Annotated in this window: 18 protein-coding genes; 17 read left to right on the top strand and 1 reads right to left on the bottom strand. The window is 34.9% G+C overall.

What is annotated here, in order from left to right; translation table 11 throughout:
* Positions 1-12: 12 nt before the first annotated feature.
* The 17 genes from B0G92_RS14800 (at position 13) to B0G92_RS14720 (ending at position 20,134) form a co-directional block, all read left to right on the top strand.
* Positions 13-1,131: a polysaccharide biosynthesis C-terminal domain-containing protein gene (locus B0G92_RS14800; RefSeq protein WP_101472819.1), complete on the top strand. Its 1,119-nt coding sequence runs from the start codon at positions 13-15 to the stop codon at positions 1,129-1,131.
* Positions 1,132-1,160: 29 nt separating this feature from the next.
* Positions 1,161-2,300: a non-hydrolyzing UDP-N-acetylglucosamine 2-epimerase gene (gene wecB / locus B0G92_RS14795; protein ID WP_101472818.1), complete on the top strand. Its 1,140-nt coding sequence runs from the start codon at positions 1,161-1,163 to the stop codon at positions 2,298-2,300.
* A gap of 7 nt (positions 2,301-2,307) precedes the next feature.
* Positions 2,308-3,519, top strand: coding sequence for a glycosyltransferase (locus tag B0G92_RS14790; RefSeq protein ID WP_143395053.1), 1,212 nt, complete (start codon positions 2,308-2,310; stop codon positions 3,517-3,519).
* A complete protein-coding gene (locus B0G92_RS14785) occupies positions 3,516-4,643 on the top strand; it encodes an EpsG family protein (RefSeq protein WP_101472816.1) in 1,128 nt (375 codons plus the stop codon). Before B0G92_RS14790 ends, B0G92_RS14785 begins: the two co-directional genes overlap by 4 nt.
* A gap of 13 nt (positions 4,644-4,656) precedes the next feature.
* Positions 4,657-5,880 (top strand): glycosyltransferase family A protein, encoded by a 1,224-nt coding sequence (locus B0G92_RS14780; RefSeq protein WP_101472815.1) that lies wholly within the window; start codon positions 4,657-4,659, stop codon positions 5,878-5,880.
* A 2-nt stretch (positions 5,881-5,882) separates the two neighbouring features.
* On the top strand, positions 5,883-6,419 hold the full coding sequence (locus B0G92_RS14775; RefSeq protein WP_101472814.1) for an acyltransferase: 537 nt from the start codon (positions 5,883-5,885) through the stop codon (positions 6,417-6,419).
* Between the two features lie 4 nt (positions 6,420-6,423).
* A complete protein-coding gene (locus tag B0G92_RS14770) occupies positions 6,424-7,446 on the top strand; it encodes a hypothetical protein (protein ID WP_101472813.1) in 1,023 nt (340 codons plus the stop codon).
* 42 nt (positions 7,447-7,488) lie between these two features.
* Entirely contained in the window at positions 7,489-8,982 is a 1,494-nt protein-coding gene (locus tag B0G92_RS14765; RefSeq protein WP_101472812.1) for a lipopolysaccharide biosynthesis protein, read from the top strand.
* Positions 8,983-8,984: 2 nt separating this feature from the next.
* Complete coding sequence (locus tag B0G92_RS14760) at positions 8,985-9,929, top strand: hypothetical protein (RefSeq protein ID WP_101472811.1); 945 nt, start codon at positions 8,985-8,987, stop codon at positions 9,927-9,929.
* A 10-nt stretch (positions 9,930-9,939) separates the two neighbouring features.
* A complete protein-coding gene (locus B0G92_RS14755) occupies positions 9,940-11,247 on the top strand; it encodes a glycosyltransferase family protein (protein WP_143395052.1) in 1,308 nt (435 codons plus the stop codon).
* 4 nt (positions 11,248-11,251) lie between these two features.
* A complete protein-coding gene (locus B0G92_RS14750) occupies positions 11,252-12,388 on the top strand; it encodes a glycosyltransferase family 4 protein (protein ID WP_101472809.1) in 1,137 nt (378 codons plus the stop codon).
* Between the two features lie 11 nt (positions 12,389-12,399).
* Positions 12,400-13,002: a sugar transferase gene (locus B0G92_RS14745; protein ID WP_101472904.1), complete on the top strand. Its 603-nt coding sequence runs from the start codon at positions 12,400-12,402 to the stop codon at positions 13,000-13,002.
* A 1-nt stretch (position 13,003) separates the two neighbouring features.
* A complete protein-coding gene (locus B0G92_RS14740) occupies positions 13,004-13,606 on the top strand; it encodes an acetyltransferase (RefSeq protein WP_101472903.1) in 603 nt (200 codons plus the stop codon).
* Positions 13,607-13,616: 10 nt separating this feature from the next.
* Entirely contained in the window at positions 13,617-14,768 is a 1,152-nt protein-coding gene (locus tag B0G92_RS14735) for a DegT/DnrJ/EryC1/StrS family aminotransferase (RefSeq protein ID WP_101472808.1), read from the top strand.
* Between the two features lie 240 nt (positions 14,769-15,008).
* Positions 15,009-16,946 (top strand): polysaccharide biosynthesis protein, encoded by a 1,938-nt coding sequence (locus tag B0G92_RS14730; RefSeq protein ID WP_101472807.1) that lies wholly within the window; start codon positions 15,009-15,011, stop codon positions 16,944-16,946.
* 50 nt (positions 16,947-16,996) lie between these two features.
* The gene (locus tag B0G92_RS14725) at positions 16,997-17,776 is read left to right on the top strand and encodes a polysaccharide biosynthesis/export family protein (protein ID WP_101472806.1); all 780 of its coding nucleotides are present in this window, start codon (positions 16,997-16,999) and stop codon (positions 17,774-17,776) included.
* A gap of 6 nt (positions 17,777-17,782) precedes the next feature.
* On the top strand, positions 17,783-20,134 hold the full coding sequence (locus B0G92_RS14720) for a GumC family protein (RefSeq protein ID WP_101472805.1): 2,352 nt from the start codon (positions 17,783-17,785) through the stop codon (positions 20,132-20,134).
* Between the two features lie 165 nt (positions 20,135-20,299).
* Here B0G92_RS14720 and B0G92_RS14715 read toward each other — a convergent pair whose 3' ends face one another.
* A complete protein-coding gene (locus B0G92_RS14715; RefSeq protein ID WP_101472804.1) occupies positions 20,300-21,034 on the bottom strand; it encodes a tyrosine-protein phosphatase in 735 nt (244 codons plus the stop codon).
* Between the last annotated feature and the right edge of the window lie 178 nt (positions 21,035-21,212).

The following is a 21,212-nucleotide window of genomic DNA, read 5'->3' as shown; positions in this document are numbered from 1 at the left end:
TATAAAATAAAGATGCTAAGAGTAGGAATTACTGGCCAGGCCGGATTTGTAGGGAAACATTTGTATAATACAATCGGACTTTTTCAGGAGGAATTTCAAAGAATTGAATTTGAAAAAGATTTCTTTGAAGATGAAGGAAAACTATACGATTTTGTTTCGCAATGCGATGTGATTGTGCATTTGGCTGCTATGAACAGGCATAATGACCCTCAGGTAATTTATGACACTAATTTAGGGTTGGTTCAAAAGTTGGTCAATGCTTTAAACAAAACAAACAGTAAAGCCCATGTTATTTTTTCTTCTTCGACACAAGAGGAAAGAGACAATTTGTATGGGAAATCCAAAAAAGAAGGCAGGGAATTAATGGCTCAATGGGCTAAAACTTCAGGTGGAAAATTCACAGGCATGATTATTCCCAATGTTTTTGGTCCTTTTGGACATCCCAACTACAATTCGGTAGTCGCTACTTTTTCTCATAAAATAGCTCGAAATGAAACTCCAACTATTGAGGTTGACGGAGATCTGAAGCTGATTTATGTAGGTGAACTGGTCGATGAAATTTTAAAAACCATAAAAAAAGGCGAGAGTAATGAATCGCTTATTATACCTCACACAGCTGAATCCAAAGTTTCCAATTTGATGGCCTTGTTGGAAAGATATAAATCAGAATATCAGGACAAGGGCATTATCCCTCAATTAAACAGCAAGTTTGAAACTAACCTTTTCAATACGTTTCGTTGCTATATTGATATTCCAAATTATTTCCCGGTTAAATTTACGCAGCATACAGACCCAAGAGGTGCCTTTGTTGAAGTAATACGCCTGAATGTTGGCGGTCAGGTTTCGTTTTCTACGACTGTTCCCGGTATAACAAGGGGAAATCATTTCCACACCAGAAAAATTGAACGTTTCGCTGTAATTAAAGGAAAGGCATTAATCCAATTAAGGCAAATAGGTACGGAAGAAGTTCTTGATTTTTATTTAGATGGAAATGAACCTGCTTATGTAGATATGCCTATCTGGTATACGCATAACATAAAAAATGTAGGCGAGGAGGAGTTATATACTATTTTTTGGATTAATGAATTCTATGATCCGAATGACCCTGATACTTATTTTGAAAATGTATAATAAAAAATATAACAAATAGCCTGGATAGAATGAAATCAAGACTTAAAGTAATGACAGTGGTCGGAACTAGGCCAGAGATTATACGTCTTTCTCGTGTTATGGCTGCTTTGGATAAATCAGAAGCAATTGAGCATATTATTGTCCATACCGGTCAAAACTATGACTACGAACTAAATCAGATATTTTTTGATGATTTAGGTATTCGCAAGCCTGACTTTTTTTTAAATGCGGCTGGTGCAACGGCAACTGAAACTGTTGGCCAGATTTTGATAAAGATAGATCCGTTGTTGGAAAGTGAAAATCCTGATACTTTTTTGGTATTGGGAGATACGAATAGCTGTCTTTGTGCTATTCCGGCCAAGAAAAGACATATTCCTATTTTTCACATGGAAGCAGGAAACCGTTGTTTTGACCAAAGAGTTCCTGAAGAGACTAACAGAAAGATTGTCGACCACGTTTCAGATATTAATCTGACATATAGCGACATTGCAAGAGAATATCTTTTAAGAGAAGGATTGCCTGCAGACAGGATCATAAAAACAGGATCTCCAATGTTTGAAGTCCTAAACCATTATCTTCCGTCAATCAAATCTTCTGATGTTTTGGAAAGATTAGGATTGGAAGAAGGAAAGTTTTTTGTTGTGTCTTCGCACCGTGAAGAAAACATCAATAGCGAAAAGAACTTTAATGGCTTGATGCAGAGTTTGAACCTCATTGCAGAAAAATATGATTATCCGATTATTGTAAGTACACATCCACGTACGAGAAACATGATCGAGAAAAAAAACATACAGATGCATTCTAATGTTCAGTTTCTAAAACCATTAGGATTCAACGATTATAATGCCTTACAAATGAAATCCTTTGCAGTGCTTTCTGATAGCGGCACCATTTCAGAGGAATCTTCTGTTTTGAATTTTAGGGCATTAAATATCCGTGAAGCTCACGAAAGACCAGAGGCAATGGAAGAAGCATCAGTAATGATGGTAGGGCTAAGTCCTGCAAGAATAATGCAGGGATTAGTACAGCTTCAGTATCAAAAAACAGGCGATGAACGCAATTTCAGACCTGTTGCAGACTATTCGATGCCTAATGTGTCAGAGAAAATGGTTCGTATTATACTGAGCTATACCGATTATGTGAATCGTACTGTTTGGAAAAAAAACTAAGAAAGGCGTGAGAGTCCTGATGATTAATACCGTTTCCGGTTACGGAAGTACTGGCTCTATCTGTGAAGATATTGCAAGTGTCTTGGAGCATCAAGGACACGAATGCTTTATTGCTTATGGACAGCTGACGACAGATTATGCCCGAAGTTATAAAGTTGGGACAGTCATAGAAAATCATCTGCATAATGTAGGTTCAAGATTGTTAGGAAAGCAAGGTTATTTTACAAAAAAAGGCACCCGCAAGCTGGTTTCCTATATTCAGGAAATAAAACCGGATGTTATTCACCTTCATAATCTTCATGGTAATTATCTGAATCTTCAGATTTTGTTTGAATATCTGATTGACTCTGGAATTCCGTTAGCATGGACGCTTCATGATTGTTGGGCTTTTACAGGAAAATGTGCCCATTATACAGACGTTCAATGTTATAAGTGGCAGACTCATTGTTATGCATGTCCGCAAGTAAAAAAATACCCGCCAAGCTTGTTTTTTGACAGATCAAACGAAATGTATGATGACAAAAAGAAATGGTTTACGAACCTATCGCAAATGACTGTTATTCCGGTTTCAAACTGGCTGGCTGGTGAAGTAAAAAAATCTTTTTTGAATAAGTATACTATTAGCCCGATATACAACTGGATTGACCACGCTACTTTTAAGGATTTTGGGGAGCAGAATTTTTCAACCGTATATAATATAGATTCTGGGAAGTTTACAATTTTATTGGTTAGTGCTAGCTGGCATTCCAATGATCCAAAATTTCAGGATGCCTTAAAATTGTCAAAAATTATTTCTGAGGATATGCAAATCGTAATGATTGGTAATTTGGATGATAAGAAACTGTTGCCACAAAACATACAACATATTTCCTATGTGCATGGAAAAGAAGAGTTGGCAAAAGCCTATTCCTTTTCAGATGTATATGTTCATCTTTCAACCGAAGATACATTTGGAAAAGTAATAGCGGAAGCTTTAAGTTGCGGAACTCCGGCAATCGTCTATGACTCAACCGCCTGCCCGGAAGTATTAGGAGAGAATTGTGGCTATGTTGTGGAAAAAAGAAATGTTGAACAACTATCTGAAGCTATTGATAAAGTTAAAGAAAAAGGTAAGGTGTATTTTTCTGCTAGTTGTAGAAAAAGAGTAATTGAAAATTTTGATTTTAATACAAATATCAATGAAACCATTGCTATTTATAAAAGCATGACCCAATTATGATTGTCAATTTAATAGTCATAGTATTAACTCTATTGTTTGGGCAGTATTATTCGAAAGTAGCTAAGAATAGTAATAAAAATAATAGTGCTCGGAAGAGCTATGTAAAAACTATATGTTTTTTATTGATTCTTCAGTCCGGATTAAGGAATGTGGCAGTAGGAGATGATACTTTCAATTATTTCCTCACCTATGAAGAAAATAAAACATTTTCATGGGATTATATCTATAATTCTTTTATCGAGTATTATAAATATGGAATGGGTAAAGATCCAGGGTATTTACTTTTTCAGAAAATCATTCAGATTTTTGCAGATAATTATCAGATATATCTTTTTGTAGTTGCGATACTTTTTTTTAGTGCTTTAGGTAGCTTTATATATAAAAATACCAAAACCGTATTTGATGCAATGTTAGCATTCATAATATATTCAGTACTCTTTTATTCCTTTTTTTCTATTACAGGAATACGACAAACAATTGCTACTGCGGCTGCATTGTACGCTTATGAATTGATTAAAAATAAAAAGATGATAAGGTTTCTTATTCTTATCTTTTTAGCTTCTACAATACATAAATCAGTCTTAATATTTATTCCTTTTTATTTTATAGCTCAAATAAAGAAGACCAAATATTTTTACAGGATAATATTATTTCTTTTCCCTGTTTTTATGATCTATAAAGGATCTTTAGCGGCTTTAGTTAGAAGCGTTGCAGGTTATAATGAATATGAAGATTATGAAGGAGCTGGTACTTATACTTTTACAGCAATGTTTCTGCTGATAGCTGTTGTTGCATTATTTAGAAGCAAGATAATCATGAAAAACAATTCAAATGCCCAGCATTATTATAATGCCTTTGCTTTAGCTTTGCTGTTTTTACCATTATCATGGATTAATCCATCTTTTTTGAGGATAATTATGTATTTTACTATATTCATGCTGATTTTTATTCCTGTAATTATAGAATCTTTCAATACAATTTCTGTAAAAGTAAAATATGACATCAGAAGAGTAGTTATAATACTATTAATTGCCCTATTTGTAAAATCGAGTTGGGATGGTCGGGGTTATGCTTTTTTCTGGGAACAAATGCGACTTCCGGAAACTTATTATATTAGTGATTAAGCAATGAAAATATATGATAGAAGATAAGAAATACATATTATCAGTAATAATACCTACTAGGAATAGAGAAACCTATGCATACATGTCTGTTATGCATATTTTACAGACTACAGATGATGATGTTCAGGTAGTTATTCAAGATAACAGTGATACAAATTCATTAATCAATAAGTTTGAAAATAATGAGTTTAGGAATAGAATAAAATATAACTATTCTGAAGGAGTACTATCATTTGTAGATAATTTTAGTAAGGGCGTTGAAGGAGCTGACGGCGAGTATATATGCATGATTGGAGATGATGATGGTATAAACCCTGAAATTGTAGAAGTTGTACGTTGGGCAAAAGAGAATGGTATTGAGGCAATTACGCCGGAAATAAGATTAAATTATATTTGGCCCAATACAGGAATATCATATTACAAAAATGATAACGGTAATCTCATGATTGTTAATTTCAATCTTGAGGCTAGATTTTATGATACAAAAAAAGAACTTCAAAAGCTTTTAGATTCAGGAGGTCAAAATTATTTGAAGTACAATTTGGTAAAAATATATCATGGGATAGTTAGGAAAAGTGCTATGGATAAGGTTAAGCAGGTTACAGGAAGATATTTCGGAGGACTTTCTCCAGATATTTATAGTTCTGTAGCATTGTCCTTAGTTATTGATAAAGTGCTGAAGATTGATTATCCGTTAACTATTCCCGGAGTTTGCAGAAAAAGTGGTGCTGGACATTCTTCAACTGGAAGGCATCATGGAAAGCTAGAAGACGCACCCCAGTTGGTAGGACATACAAATTATCAATGGTCAAGCTTGGTCCCTAGATTTTATAGTGTTGAAACCTTATGGGCAGATTCTGCATTAGCTGGTTTTGTGGAAATGCAAAAAGATGATTTTGTCAAAAAATTTAATGTTTCTACTTTATCGGCATACTGTTTTTATAATTACAAGGAATTTGATGAATTTACTGAAATAAACTACAATCAGTATTGCGCTGCTAGAAAAATAAACTTAATAGGTAAAAAATCAAAGCTATTGAAAGGTTATTTAGTTGGTCCGTTAAAGGATTTATTTAATAGGGGATATAATAAACTGACCAGAAAAAAAGATGCTGTTGAAAAATTTGAAGGAATAGAAACTATTGATGGGGCTGAAAAAATATTAAGTCAATATCTAAAAAGAAAATCTTTATCCGCAGCTATAATGATTGAAAAATTAAACCGGCTAAATAAATAAGTATGCTATTACTGATTGACAGAATAATTAATAAACTGATTAGAGTATATAGGAAGAAGATTTTTCTGCTGAAAATCAAAAGCAAAGAAAATACAGTTAATGTTTTAGGGAAAGTATACGTCAATGCAACAAATATTAAAATTGGTAAAAATGTGACTATATATCCAAATGTATACTTTTGGGGTGATGGTCTTATAGAAATAGGAGATAATGTTGATTTAGGAATAGGAACCATCATTTTTGCGAAGCAACAAGTAATAATTGGGAACAATACTGCTATTGCTGCACAGTGTTATATAATTGATAGTAATCATGGAGTTAAGAAAGATGTGTTAATTAATAAACAGCCTCTTCATGTAGATTCCGAAGGAATTATAATTGGTAACGATGTTTGGATTGCTGCAGGTTGCAAAATTGTCAAGGGAGCGAAAATCAGCGATGGAGCAGTTATTGGTGCATTGAGTATTGTTAATTCAGAAATAGAAAAAAATAGCATTGCTGTTGGTATACCTGCGAAAGTAAAAAAATATAGAGAGTAGTAAGATGGATAACTTAAATAATAGTGTTGGTGTAGCCTTGATTTTTTTCAATAGACCGGAACCGCTAGAGAAAGTTTTTAACGCTTTGAGACAATCAAAACCTAAAAATCTTTTCCTAATTCAAGATGGGCCTCGTCTAAATAATGAAAAAGATGTTGTCGGAATCAAACGTTGTAGAGAAATAGTTCAAAAAGTAGATTGGGATTGCAACGTATATGAAAACTTTTCTGAAACAAATCTTTCATGTGACCATAGGGTTTTTACAGGTATAAGTTGGGCATTTGAATATGTTGATAGATTAGTTATTTTAGAAGATGATTGTGTGCCTTCCAACAGTTTTCTGCCATTTTGTGAAAATGTTTTAGAGAAATATAAAGATGATAGAAGAATCCACATGATAAGCGGAATGAATTATGTCGATGAGTTTAAAGGAACAGATGATAGTTATTTTTTTTCAAATACTGCAGCTGGATGGGGTTGGGCGACGTGGAAAAGGTCTTGGAATCTTGTGGTTGAACAAAAAGATTTTGTTTTTTTAGAGAATGAGTTGACCAAAAAACTCATTACAAATTATATTGCTGAGTTAGGTTTAAAAGTAAATGGAGTTAAGAATTTTATAGAGATTGTTGAGAATTTAAGACAAAAAAATCTTCAAACAGGAAAAGTTAATTCATGGGAAAATGCTTTAGGAATAGCCATGTTCCTATCTTCGGCTATGATAATAACACCTCAAAAAAACCTTGTGTCTAATATTGGATTGACTAACGAAAGTACACATGCCGTTAATTCTATCAAAAAATTAAGCAAGGCTACGCAGCAACTGTTTTTTAAAAAAACGTATGAAATTAATTTTCCATTAAAGCATCCAAAATATATTGTTAGAAATGTGGAATATGAAAAATTGCATAGAAAAATAGTAGGTTCAAATAATTTTGTGCTTTTTGGAAGGAGAATGGAAAGCATAATTCGAAGATTTATATATTCTTCTAATTCAGAAAGAGCTGCCCTTTTAAAGAAATTTTTTTAAGAAAATTTGCTAAACTCTAGTTCTCAAATCAAATTAGGAGCCATGATCTCCTACATAGCAATAGTATTTAATATTATTGTAGGTTTCCTATACACACCATGGATGATTAAGCAAATAGGCAAATCAGATTACGGTTTATATATTTTAGTTACTGCATTTCTGTCTTATTTTGTGATGGATTTTGGCTTGGGACAAACAATTGCCCGTTTTCTATCCAAATACAGAGCAAATAATGAGCCTGAAAAAATAAACCAGATGTTGGGGCTTACCTCAAAGTTTTATTTGCTGATTAATGGCTTGATCCTGATTACGCTAATCGTTGTTTATTTTTTTATAGAGAACATATTCATAGAGCTAAGTCCTGTCGAAATTGAAAAATTTAAAATAGTCTATCTGATTGCTGGCGGTTTTAGTTTGATTTCCTTTCCTTTTATGCCATTGGATGGAGTTCTGATTGCCTATGAACGATTTGTTCTTTTAAAATTATGCGATATCATCAGTAAGGTAGGAATCGTAATCTTAATGATCATAGCATTACTGTTAGGTTATAAGCTATATGCCCTGGTTGCCATAAATGCAGCTATTGGTATACTTATTATAGGGATAAAGTTTTTCTATCTCTCAAAGAAAACACCGATTAAGATTGATTTCGGGTTTAAAAGCAAAAAACTCTTAGGAGAGTTGGTCAAGTTTTCTTTCTGGGTATCAATTATCGGAATTGCACAAAGACTTTTAATCAATATTGCTCCATTTATTTTGGGCATAGTTTCCGGAACAGAGCAAATAGCCATTTTCTCAATCGGAATCATTATTGAAGGTTATACATGGACATTAGCGCATGCCTTGAATGGTTTGTTCTTGCCTAAAGTATCACAGCTTGATACACAAAAGAACAATCTTCATGAAATTACCAATCTGATGATTAGAGTTGGCAGGATACAATTGATATTAATGGGACTGTTAATCATCGGACTTGTGGTTTTTGGACAGGAGTTTGTAATTCTATGGATGGGAAGCGGGTTTAGTGAATCGTATTATGTCATTTTGCTATTAATTTTGCCAGGATTTGTGACCCTAACTCAGGAAATTGCCTATACCTATTTATTTGTTATAAACGAATTGCGATACAGGGCAGTGATATTTGTGGGTGCCTCTATTCTCAGCGTTATAATCTCTTTTATTTTAGCACCCCATTATGGAGCTATGGGATGTGCTATAGGAATCTTTTCTGCCACCATGCTTTGCCATGTTGTAGGTATGAATTTTATCTACTGGAAAAAAATAAAACTAGAGATACCACGATTTTTTAAAGAATGCTATTACAGTCTGATTGGAGCTTTTGTATTAACGCTTTCTGTCGGATTTTTATTGAATTATTTTCTGCCAGCAGAAACTTTGATTCGTTTTTCCTGTAAAGTTGTTCTTTTATCTCTTTTTTATATAATTTCGGTATGGTTTACGGGACTGCGTGCTGACGAAAAAGAGCTTTTTAAATCGGTACTTTTAAAACTTGCAGCAAAATTTAAAAACAAATAATCATGATTTTTATAAAAAGCCTTTTTAAAACAGTTTACAAATACTCCACGGTGCGGTTTTTAAAGAAAAGCGTTCCGCAGGGACAAGTTGTGGCTGGTAAAAAAGTTTTAGATATCCAACAGGCAAATAAGTTTATCTACGAAGGAATCATGTCTGGTAAATCATTCATGGCCGGTAGATACGGAGGGTGTGAAAATGATATTTTGGCGAGTTATTACCTGCACAAAAAATTAGGTGCTCCCATATCTAAATTAAAATTCAATTATTTGTGTTCCAATGCTGGATTTTTCCCTAAAGATGTTTCTCTTTTGCAAGGATATGTAAATGAAATGGAAACTGCCGCTAAGCAAGTTGATATTCTTGGAGCCTGGAATTGGTTTTTAGAAGATTATATCATCGGGACTTTTGCTCCTCAATCCCAAATTACAACACTAGGAAATTTGGAACCCTGGTTTTCTGAAAAACCATGGAGTGCGGCTTTAAAAGGAAAGAAAGTACTGGTTGTACACCCATTTCAGGATTCAATCGAACTGCAATATAAAAAAAGAGAACTGCTATTTCCCGGCTCTGAAATCTTACCGGAATTCGAATTAAAGACATTCAAAGCAGTTCAGTCAATAGCAGGCAATCAGCCGGAAGGATTTGAAACCTGGTTTGATGCGTTGGATTATATGACAAGAGAAATTGAAAAGATTGATTTTGATATAGCCATTATCGGATGTGGTGCCTATGGTTTTCCTTTGGCAGCAAGGGTGAAAAAGATGAACAAGCAGGCGATACATTTGGCAGGAGCAACGCAATTATTATTCGGGATAAAAGGCAGTCGTTGGGAACAAGGAAATTACAAGCCGATATTTGAAAAAATTTTCAACGAAAACTGGATTCGCCCTTTAGAAACAGAAAAGCCTAAAAAAGCAGAAGCTATTGAAGGCGCTTGTTATTGGTAAATCTCAAGGAATGAAAAAACAGCCCAAAGTTTTAGTAATAAGTCGTGATTCCTGGAATGACACGAACAATAGCGGAAATACTTTATCTAATCTCTTTCAAAATTGGGATGCGGAGAATATTGCCAATATATACTGCAGAGACGAAATTCCAAACAACAAGATTTGTTCAGATTATTTCAAAATCTCAGAAAGCCTTCTTCTGAAAAAACTCCTGCGGAAAGCTCCTGTGGCGGGTATAAAGGTTCAGAGACAAGAAGCAGCTCTAGCCATATCTGAAGTCAAAGATGAGCAGAATGAAAAGAAAATCTATGACTTTTTTAGAAAAAACAGATTCCATATTTTTTTATGGGGTAGGGAACTGCTTTGGAAAATAGTAAACTGGAAAAGCAAAGAGTTGAAAGATTTTATTAAAGATTTTAATCCTGATGTTATTTATTCGCCTTCCTATGATTCCTTTTACATGCATGACATTTTAAAATTTGTCCAAAAAGAATCAAGTGTAAAAGTTGTATATTTTCACTGCGATGATTTGGTTACTTACAGGCAATATTCCTGGTCGCCTTTGTATTGGATCAACAGATATGTTCTTCGGAAACACATGGACAAAAGTATACGGCTGGCAGCTAAAAACTATTGCATCATTGATGAACAATCCAGAGTTTATAAAAAAATCTATAACCTCGATTTTGATATTCTATATAAAACAGGAGATTTTACAAATTTCCCACAAACACATTCTCCAAATGTCCCTTTAAAGCTAATCTATACGGGCAATATAATTTATGGAAGAATTCATAGCCTGTTTTCCATAGCCGACGCATTAAAGAAGATTAATTCAGATGGGATTAAGGCAAAATTATATTTGTATACGGCAAATGAAATTACTCCAGAAGTAAGGCACAGATTAGAAAGTTCCGGATCGGTTGAAATAATGGGCAAAGTTCCGTATTCTCAAATTTCGGGAATTTTAAATAATGGCGATATACTCGTACATGTAGAATCCTTTGAAAAACAGCAAATGCTGGCTACTTCGCTGTCATTCTCTACCAAAATAGTAGACTATTTAGAAGCAGGAAAACCTATCTTTGCAATGGGTTGGAAAGAAGCTGCATCAATCAAATACCTTCATGATAATGGTATTGGTGTTACAGCAAACAATAATCAGGAAGTTTTAGGTAAGTTAAAAGATCTGATTAACCATACAGAAAGTTTAAATGATAAAGGCTTAAAAGCGTGGGAATTTGGAAAGGAAAAGCATAATAAAAAGGACGTGCTAAAGAATTTTGAGGATAATCTGGAAGCCCTAAAAAAGGACTAGCGCTATGAAAAAGAAAATATGTTTTATAGTATCGACTCCCTATACAGCAAAAGCTTTTCTGGAAAACCATTTTGAGGTGCTTTCGGAACATTATGATGTTTACCTAGTAGCTAATTTGGATGATCCGGAAATTAAAAATTATTCAAATAAATATTTACAAGAAGTAAAACATATACCCATTTACAGAAAAATCAGCCTGTTAAAAGATATCAAGGCACTGTTTCTGTTGATTCGTTATCTCAATAAGAGCAACTTTGATATAACGACAACGTTTACACCCAAAGCGGGTCTTATAGGTATTCTTGCCAGTAAGATTGTAGGCGTAAAGAAGAGAGTTTATTTTTTTACCGGACAGGTCTGGCACACTAAAAAAGGAGTCTTTAAAAAATTTCTGATGACTTTGGATAAATTTGTGGTAGCTTTAAGTACAGATATAATTGTTGATGGACAGCCACAAAGAAATTTTTTAATAGAAAACAAAATTATCAAGCCTAACAGATCAATCGTGTTAGGGAAAGGAACAATAAGCGGTATTGATATTTCAAGATTCTCATTGAAAAATGAAATCAGAGAAAAAATCCGGTCCGAATTGAACTATTCTCAAGAAGACTTCGTTTTCATGTTTCTCGGAAGATTAAATACAGACAAAGGCATAATGGATCTGGTTCAGGCTTTTAAAAAAATCAATGCAAAGTATCCGGAAGCAAAGCTGTTGGTAATTGGGCCGGATGAAGAGAATATAAGTGCAAAAATCATTGCGGAGTTAGACCGAGGAACTTATATTTTGTATGGTTCTACAGATAAACCCGAAAACCTAATGCAAGTAGGTGATGTTTTTTGCCTGCCTAGCCATAGGGAAGCATTCGGCTTAAGTATAATTGAGGCTTCAGCTTGCGGAAGACCAATATTGTGCAGTGATACCTACGGACTTAAAGATACTATTATCGAAAATGTTACAGGTTTAAGACATAAAGCTCATGATGTAGATTCCATTTATAAGCAGATGGAAGTTTTGATAAAGGATAGTGCCTTAAGACAAAATCTTGGGATAAACGGCAGGAAATATGTTGAAGAACATTTTTCCAAAAATATCCTGACAGGACTATGGCTTAAATATTACAATTCGTTGCTAAAAAACTGATTTAGTACATGATCTATAAAAGATATATAAAAAGAATAATCGATTTTAGTTTGTCCCTGATGGGATTTATATGCTTGTTGCCCATATTTTTGGTAATAACGATCTTTTTGTTTTTTGCCAATCAAGGGAAACCATTTTTTGTACAGAAGCGGCCGGGAAAAAATGGAGATATTTTCAAAATAGTCAAGTTTAAGACTATGAACGATAAGAAGGACAAGCAAGGGAAATTGCTTCCTGATGCTGATCGTTTGACCAAAATTGGAGCCTTTGTCCGTAAGACTTCACTTGATGAGATTCCGCAGCTTATAAACGTTATAAAAGGAGATATGAGCCTCATAGGGCCCAGGCCGTTACTTGTGCACTACTTACATTTGTATTCGGATTTTCAGAACAGAAGACACGAAGTAAAACCAGGAATTACCGGTTGGGCTCAAGTGAATGGCAGAAATGCCATCAGTTGGGATAAAAAATTTGAACTGGATGTTTGGTATGTTGATAACATCTCTTTTAAATTAGATATGAAAATACTTTTTATGACAGTGAAAAAAGTGATAATAAGTGAAGGTATAAATGCAGCAGATGCTGCCACAATAGAACCTTTTAATGGAGAATAGTATTGTATTATATGGAGCAAGTGGGCACTGCAAAGTAATTATGGATTCCGTTTTCCTGCAGGGAGATACCGTAGAGGCTGTTTTGGATGATAATCCCAAGAAAGAGCATGTCTTTGAAATTCCTGTGGTTAAAGCGGAGAATTTTAAAATCACTAAGAACACTCTTTTAACCATTTCCATTGGGGATAATAAGGTCCGCAAAATGATCTCTGAAAAAATCAGCGCCAAATTTCATAAAGTAATACATCCAACGGCAATACTTTCCAAACATTCGTCTGTTGGAGAAGGGACGGTCGTAATGGCTGGTGCTATTATAAACCCGGACTCAGTTATTGGAAAACATTGTATTATTAATACAGGCGCTGTAATAGACCATGACTGCAATATTGGCGATTATGCCCATATTTCGCCAAATGCCTCACTGGCTGGGGATGTGAAAGTAGGACAAGGAACACATATTGGTATTGGAGCATCCGTAATACAAGGTGTTACGATTGGCAAATGGGCAATTGTCGGAGCCGGAGCAGTAGTGTTAAAAGATGTTGAAGACTATGCTGTTGTTGTGGGAAACCCGGGCAGAATTATAAAATATACAGAAAAATAAAAAATATAAAATGAGCAATCAAAAAATATGGCTTTCTTCTCCGCATATGGGGGGTACCGAACAGAATTATGTCAATGAAGCTTTTGAATCAAACTGGGTAGCGCCACTCGGACCAAATGTAACCGGATTTGAGCAAGATTTAGAAAAATTTATCGGACAGAATTCTTATGTCGGGGCTTTGAGTTCCGGAACTGCCGCCTTACACTTAGGGCTGGTAATTTTAGGCGTCAAAGCAGGTGACGAAGTTATTTGCCAAAGTATGACATTTTCAGCTTCGGCCAATCCGATAATGTATCAGGGAGCAACTCCAATTTTTATTGATAGCGAAAAAGAAACATGGAACCTTTGTCCGATTGCTTTAGAAGAAGCAATAACCGACAGAATTGCCAAAGGAAAGAAACCCAAAGCTATTATAGCTGTACACCTTTATGGGATGCCTTATAAAGTAGATGAAATTCATGCGATTGCTAAAAAATACGAAATCCCCGTTTTGGAAGACAGTGCTGAGGCATTAGGTAGCCATTACAAAAAACAGAAATGTGGTACTTTTGGAGAAATTGGCGTTCTTTCATTTAACGGAAATAAAATTATTACTACTTCTGGTGGAGGTGCTATAGTAACGAAAAGCAAAGAATTAAAAGATAAAGTTGTATTTCTCTCCACTCAAGCCAGAGACAATGCTCCACATTACCAGCATAGCGAAGTAGGTTATAATTACAGGATGAGCAATATTTGTGCTGGAATAGGAAGAGGGCAAATGGAAGTCTTGGAAGAGCATGTGGGGTTAAGAAGAAAAATGCACGAGTTTTACAAGGATTATTTCAAGGATATTGATGGAGTATCGGTGCTTTGTGAGCCTGATAGTAACTATTTTTCAAATCATTGGCTTTCTGCCATCGTAATTGACCCTTCAAAAACAGGAGGAAAGACTCGTGAAGATTTGAGGCTGGCACTGGAACAGGCAAATATAGAAAGCCGCCCATTGTGGAAACCGATGCACCTGCAACCTGTTTTTGAAAAGTATCCATACTATGGTAAAAATGTTTCTGAAAAGCTATTTGATGACGGTCTGTGCATGCCTTCAGGATCAAATATGACGGAAGAGGAAAAAAGTAGAATTACAATCGCTCTAAATCAGTTTTTTAATAAAAAACATAAATAGAAAATTATCATTATTTTTAAAAAGAATTGTTGTATAGTGCTGACAAGGCTGTAATGAAACAATTGTTTAACAAAAACAGTTAATAAAGCCATAAAATTTTAGTATTTGCTTAACATACTTCTTTTTTACATAACTTTGTCAAATAAATAGACCAGACTATTAAAACCCCCCAAAAGGTTTAACCAATAAATAGAAAAGAATTTGGACAAGAAATCTTTTAGAACTGATTTGTTAACAGCAATGTCAGGACTAAAATTGAATTTTAGTTTTAAGAATTTGGGATACCTTCCCAGATGGGTAGTTTTGCTGTTAGATTTGGGGATTGTTTTTGCTGCTGGGCTAATAACTTATCTTCTCTTAAAAGGAATTAAGCTGACTTATATTCCTGATGGTTACCTCTTTTATGGGGTTATGCTGTATTTTTCGGTAAACATTTTTTTCTTTTGGGTTTTTCGTACCTATTCCGGAATTATACGGCACTCTTCCTACATAGATGCGGTTAAAATCTTCTTTGCGCAGTTTTGTGCCTTAATCACGCTCGTATTTGTCAATTTCGTATTCCTGTTGGACCATGATTACAAGATATTTTTAAATACAGGAATTTTTATCAATGGTGTTCTTTCTTTCTGTTTTCTGTTCTTTTATAGAATAGTCGTAAAGCAGACTTTTGAAAAATATCTTAGTATTTCAAGAAAAGAGGGGCAGATGCGTGCCTTGATTTATGGTTTTGATAATAATGCAATAGCGGTGGCAAATGCCTTGAGGTCAGAAAATCCAAGCCGATTCAAACTGCTCGGTTTTATTGATAAATTCAACCAGAATAGCTCAAAAAGAATTCTGGATCTGCCAATCTTACAGCTTAAGAGACGTGTGCCGGTTGTGATGCGCTCTGTGGGTGCCGAAGCACTTATTATTGCTGACAAATCGTTGACAAAAGAAGAAAGACTGGCTATCGTTGATGAATGCCTGGAATACAACTATAAGGTGTATACAATATCTCTGATTACCGATTGGGAAAATCAGGAAGAAATTTCCAAGAATATCAAGAGTTTCGAAATCCAGGATTTGCTGGAAAGAAAGCCTATTGTTCTTGATATGCATTCTATTTCTTCGCAATTGCGGGACAAGACAATCATGGTAACTGGTGCTGCCGGCTCAATAGGAAGTGAGATAGTAAGGCAGGTAATTGGATTTGAACCAAAAACTATTGTGATTCTCGATCAGGCAGAAACACCTTTGCATAACCTTTCGCTTGAAATTGCCAATTGCAATCCCAATATCAGGATACATAATATACTGGCGGATGTAAGGAACAAACAGGTATTGAAACAGGTATTTAAGCTTTATCAGCCACAGGTTGTATATCATGCTGCAGCATACAAACATGTGCCGTTAATGGAAGAAAATCCTTCCCAAGCCATATTTACTAATATTTTGGGAACAAAAATTCTGGCTGATTTGTCTCATAAACATAAAGTAGAGCGATTTGTTATGGTTTCTACAGATAAAGCCGTAAATCCAAGTAGCGTAATGGGAGCTAGTAAAAGGATAGCTGAAAAGTATGTTCAGTCTCTGAATTATAAATATAAGAATGATGCTGAATATAATGGCACAAAATTTATAACAACCCGATTTGGAAACGTTCTGGGATCTAATGGTTCTGTCGTGCCGCTCTTTAAAAAGCAAATAGAAGAAGGTGGTCCGGTTACAATTACACATCCAGATATTATCCGTTATTTTATGACAATTCCAGAAGCATGCCAATTGGTTCTTGAGGCTGGAGCAATGGGTAATGGAGGTGAGATTTATATTTTTGATATGGGTGATCCGGTTAAGATTATCGATTTAGCAAGAAAGATGATCAAGTTGGCAGGATTTGCGCCAGACAAACAGATAAAGATAAAAATAGTTGGCCTTCGTCCGGGTGAAAAACTCTATGAAGAATTGCTAAACGATACCGCCAAGACATTGCCAACACACCATGAAAAGATAATGATTGCAGAAGAAATATTTGATGATTATGAAGCGGTTACTATGGCCATCCATGACCTTATCGAAATTTCAGAAATTACTTCAAATGAAGAAATTGTGGCAAAAATGAAGCTGATTGTTCCGGAATTTAAAAGTATGAACTCTATTTTTGAAACTTTAGACAATAATCATGTAAGGCAAATTTAGTTTTCTTTAGCCTGTTAATTGTTAAATAGTATCTTTGCATTAAAAACCATATGAAAAAGTTGAATTATTTTAGGCCTGTAATCTTACTCTTTTTATCCCTTTTCATATTCTCATGCGCTTCGAGAAAGAATGTAGCTTATTATCAGAATATTGACCAGCTTGTTAATCTTGAAAGCTCATCCTCATACGAAACGATACTACAACCTGACGATTTGTTAATGATCGTTGTCATGGCTGAAAATCCCGAAGTAGCGGCACCTTTTAATTTACCATCTGTCATCATGCAATCTACCACTGAGCTTGAGAACCAGCAGATGCGTATGAATAGTTATTTGATAGATTCTAAAGGATTTATCCAATTCCCGGTATTGGGATCTATCCAAATAGGTGGTCTTACCAGAACACAAGCGATAGCCAAAATAACCAATGAGCTTGAAAAATACATCAAAAAACCTTCTATAAATCTTAGAATATTAAATTATAAGGTTACAGTTCAGGGAGAAGTAACACAACCTGGAATTCACAACATTACAAGTGAACGAATTACACTGACTGAAGCATTGAGCATGTCAGGAGATCTGACTGTTTATGGTAAAAGAGATAATATTTTAGTTATCCGTGAAGTGGACGGAAAAAAACAAGCCACCAGAGTAGATATTACAAAAGCAGATTTTTTGAATTCTCCTTTTTATTACCTGAAGCAGAATGACGTAGTATATGTAGAACCAAACAAGACTAAAGTAAATTCTTCTGTGGTTGGACCAAATACTGCCATTGTTCTTTCCTCAATTTCCATTCTTGTAACGATAATAGCCTTAACAATACGATAGTAAACGATGAATAATAAACAAGAAATATCACAGGAAAACCACGAATCAGATTTTAATATAAGAGAACAGATAGAAAAATATCTCGTTCATTGGAAATGGTTTTTGCTTTCAGTTATCGTAGTATTAGGTCTGGCTTTTTTGTACTTAAGATATAGTACCCCTTTATATAAAGCTACAGCTACTATTTTGGTAAAAGATGATAAGAAAGGTGGCCTGGCTTCTGAACTTTCAGTTTTGTCTGATCTTGGAGTAGGTACATCCAAAAGTAATGTCGATAATGAAGTTGAGATTCTAAAATCACGAACGCTAACGGAAAAAACCGTAAGCAAGCTGCATCTGAATATTCATTATTTGAGTCATGGCCGCGTTAAATCATCCGAATTGTATAAAGCATCGCCTATTGTAGTTGTTTATTCTCCTGCAAATGAGCAGTACAAAAAAGAAGTACATACCTTTACGATTGAATCAGTAAATGCCAATAAGTTTAAGCTTTTTAAAACGGAAGATAAAGAGTTGGGAACTTTTAGTTATGGAAGTCTTATCAAAATCCCAGAAGGTACTCTTTCAGTTACCAAAGTCGATATTGCAGATAAAAGTTCATTTTCAATAGATTGTAATATTTATCCTGTTGAAACGATGACGACTTATTACAGAGGAGCTTTAGGGATATCTCCTGTTGGAAAAAACACAAGTGTCATCGAACTGTCTGTAGTAGATCAAAACTCACAAAGAGCAGCTGATTTCTTGAATACTTTAGTAGAAATTTACAATGATGATGCAATTGAAGATAAAAACTTAGTTGCAGAAAAGACCTCGCAATTTATTTCTACACGTCTTGGACTGATAACAGATGAACTTACTGATGTGGAAAAAGATGTAGAGGGCTTTAAAAAACAAAACAATCTTACTGATATCCCCACAGAGGCTACCATGTTTCTTGAAAATGCTTCTGAGTATGAAAAGAAACAGATAGAAACAGAAATCCAATTGAATGTAGTGGCATCAATGCGTCAGTTTTTAAATTCAAGCGGACCTGGAGATCTTATTCCTAGTAATCTCCTTTCGACACAGTCTGAAGCATCAGAACTGATAATGGAGTACAATAGGCTTGTAATCGAGTATAATCGAATTGCTGCCGGTGCCACAGCTGAAAACCCGGTAGTGGTTAATGCTGCCAAGAAAATCCAGGCTATGAAGTCAAACATAAGTCAAAGCCTGGCCAGAATGCAATCTTCTTTAACTATTACCAAAAAGAATTTGGATCAGCAAGGATCGGTTTTAGGAAACAAAAAAGCAAAAGTGCCTCGCTTAGAAAGAGAATTCAGGATTATAGACAGACAGCAAAAAGTAAAAGAGGCTTTATATCTATACCTACTTCAGAAAAGAGAAGAAACAGCTTTGACTTTAGCGGCAACCGAGCAAAGTGCTAAAGTTATTGATTCCAGCTATTTCTCTGGAATTCCGGTTTCTCCAAAAAAAAGCATGATTTATCTTATTGCTTTGGTAATAGGATTGGCTATACCTGCAGCCATTATCTATTTGCAGGAACTGCTGAACACTAAGATCAAAAGCAGACTGGATATCGAAAAACGTTTGGCAATTCCATTCCTGGGAGATGTTCCAAAATCAGATTCTCATGAAGAAATGATCAATACCAACAGCCGTTCAGGTTCTGCGGAAGCCATACGTATTGTCAGGACTAACCTGGAATTTATGCTAACCGGAACAAGTACTGAAAGAGGAAAGGTTATTTTTGTTACTTCGACAATTCCGGGAGAAGGAAAAACTTTTATTTCCGTAAATCTTGCAGGGACAATTGCTTTGTCCGGTAAAAAAGTATTGCTGGTAGGAATGGATATCAGAAATCCGAAACTGGCTGAATATATTCCAATCCGATCCGAAGGAGTTACCAACTATCTTTCAAAACAGGATAAAGATTTGTCCAGTTACATAACCAGGTTGGATAATTTTGAAGATTTCCATGTATTGTCTTCAGGAGTCATACCCCCAAACCCGGTAGAACTCTTGATGAACGACAAGATAAACAAGATGTTTGCCGAACTTAAAGAGACTTACGACTACATAATCGTCGATACGGCTCCGGTAAGCGTGGTTACGGATACGTTACTTATTGCTAAGAATGCCGATGCGTTTATCTATGTAGTAAGGGCAAATTATCTTGACAAACGACTCCTGCACGTACCGGAAATGTTCTACAACCAAAAAAAGCTGCCTAACATGTCTTTGGTGCTAAATGCAACAGAAGTAATGAATAAAGGTTATGGCTATGGTTACGGTTATGGCTATGGAGCTGATGTAGAAGTAAAACCGTGGTATAAAACCCTGTTTAAGAAATAAAAATAAAGAAGCCCTTTTTTTTAAAAAAGGGCTTTCTTTTTAAAATTAGTGATATTAAACAGTGTGCTCATAAAATACACAGCATTTCAAAACTTGGCGGCTCTGCGTCTTTGTGAGCAACTATTTCATACAAAGACACAGAATCGCTAAGCATAAAAGAATAAATTATACCCGGAAAAAATCGTTGCGTCTTATCGCTTCTTTTAAAGCGGCAGTGTCAGAAAAGGCAAGTTTTTTGTCAAAGCTTTTCAAGTGATTTTCATGATGCAGGTCAGATCCCGTAAAATCAATCATTCCTTTCTCAAGAAGCTTTTGAGCCACTTTAGCTACCGCTGAACCATAATATCCTACTGTCGACAACAGGTTCATTTGAAACATACAGCCTGCTTTTTTCAGCTTATTGTATTCCTCAAAATTGGTGTGATAAAAAATATAGCGTTCCGGATGCGCCAAAACAGGCTGATAACCAGCAATCCTGATGTCAAAAATAATATCATACAACTGCATTGGCGGATTGATATAGGACATTTCAACTAACAAATAATTGTCTTTAAGCGTAAGCAGTTTTTCTGATTCCATCAATTTTGAAAAGGAATCATCCATCATATATTCAGCTGCTGCCTTAAAGGGAAGATTTACATTTTCTTTAGAAAGCTTTTCTGTAGTAGAGGCACAAAGTGTTTCTATACCGCTTCGTGAATTGTCCCAAATGTTTTTGATGATATGTGGAGTAGTTATAAACTGTTCAAATCCTATTTTCTGTAATGATTGTATAAGCGAAAGCGTGGTTTCGAAATTTTTGGAACCATCATCAATTCCCGGTAGCAGATGGGAATGGATATCGGTATAATTTTCAATCAGATCCCTAAGAATCGGTTTGTTTTTAGAAAAGAAAAGCAAAGTCGTGTGTTTAAAAATTTGATTGCAAATTTATAACATATATTTAATAATTAGTTGTTTTTAAAACGGAATATAACAGTAAAAAATCATTTTGTAAAAATGCTTTTGGAACTCTTACAGTCTGCAAATTAAATTACTTATTCCTATATTTGGCATGCATATCAACATCGCAATATTT

It is taken from the genome of Flavobacterium lindanitolerans (genome assembly GCF_002846575.1).
Lineage (GTDB): Bacteria > Bacteroidota > Bacteroidia > Flavobacteriales > Flavobacteriaceae > Flavobacterium > Flavobacterium lindanitolerans.
This window is presented reverse-complemented; position numbering and strand designations above follow the sequence as displayed.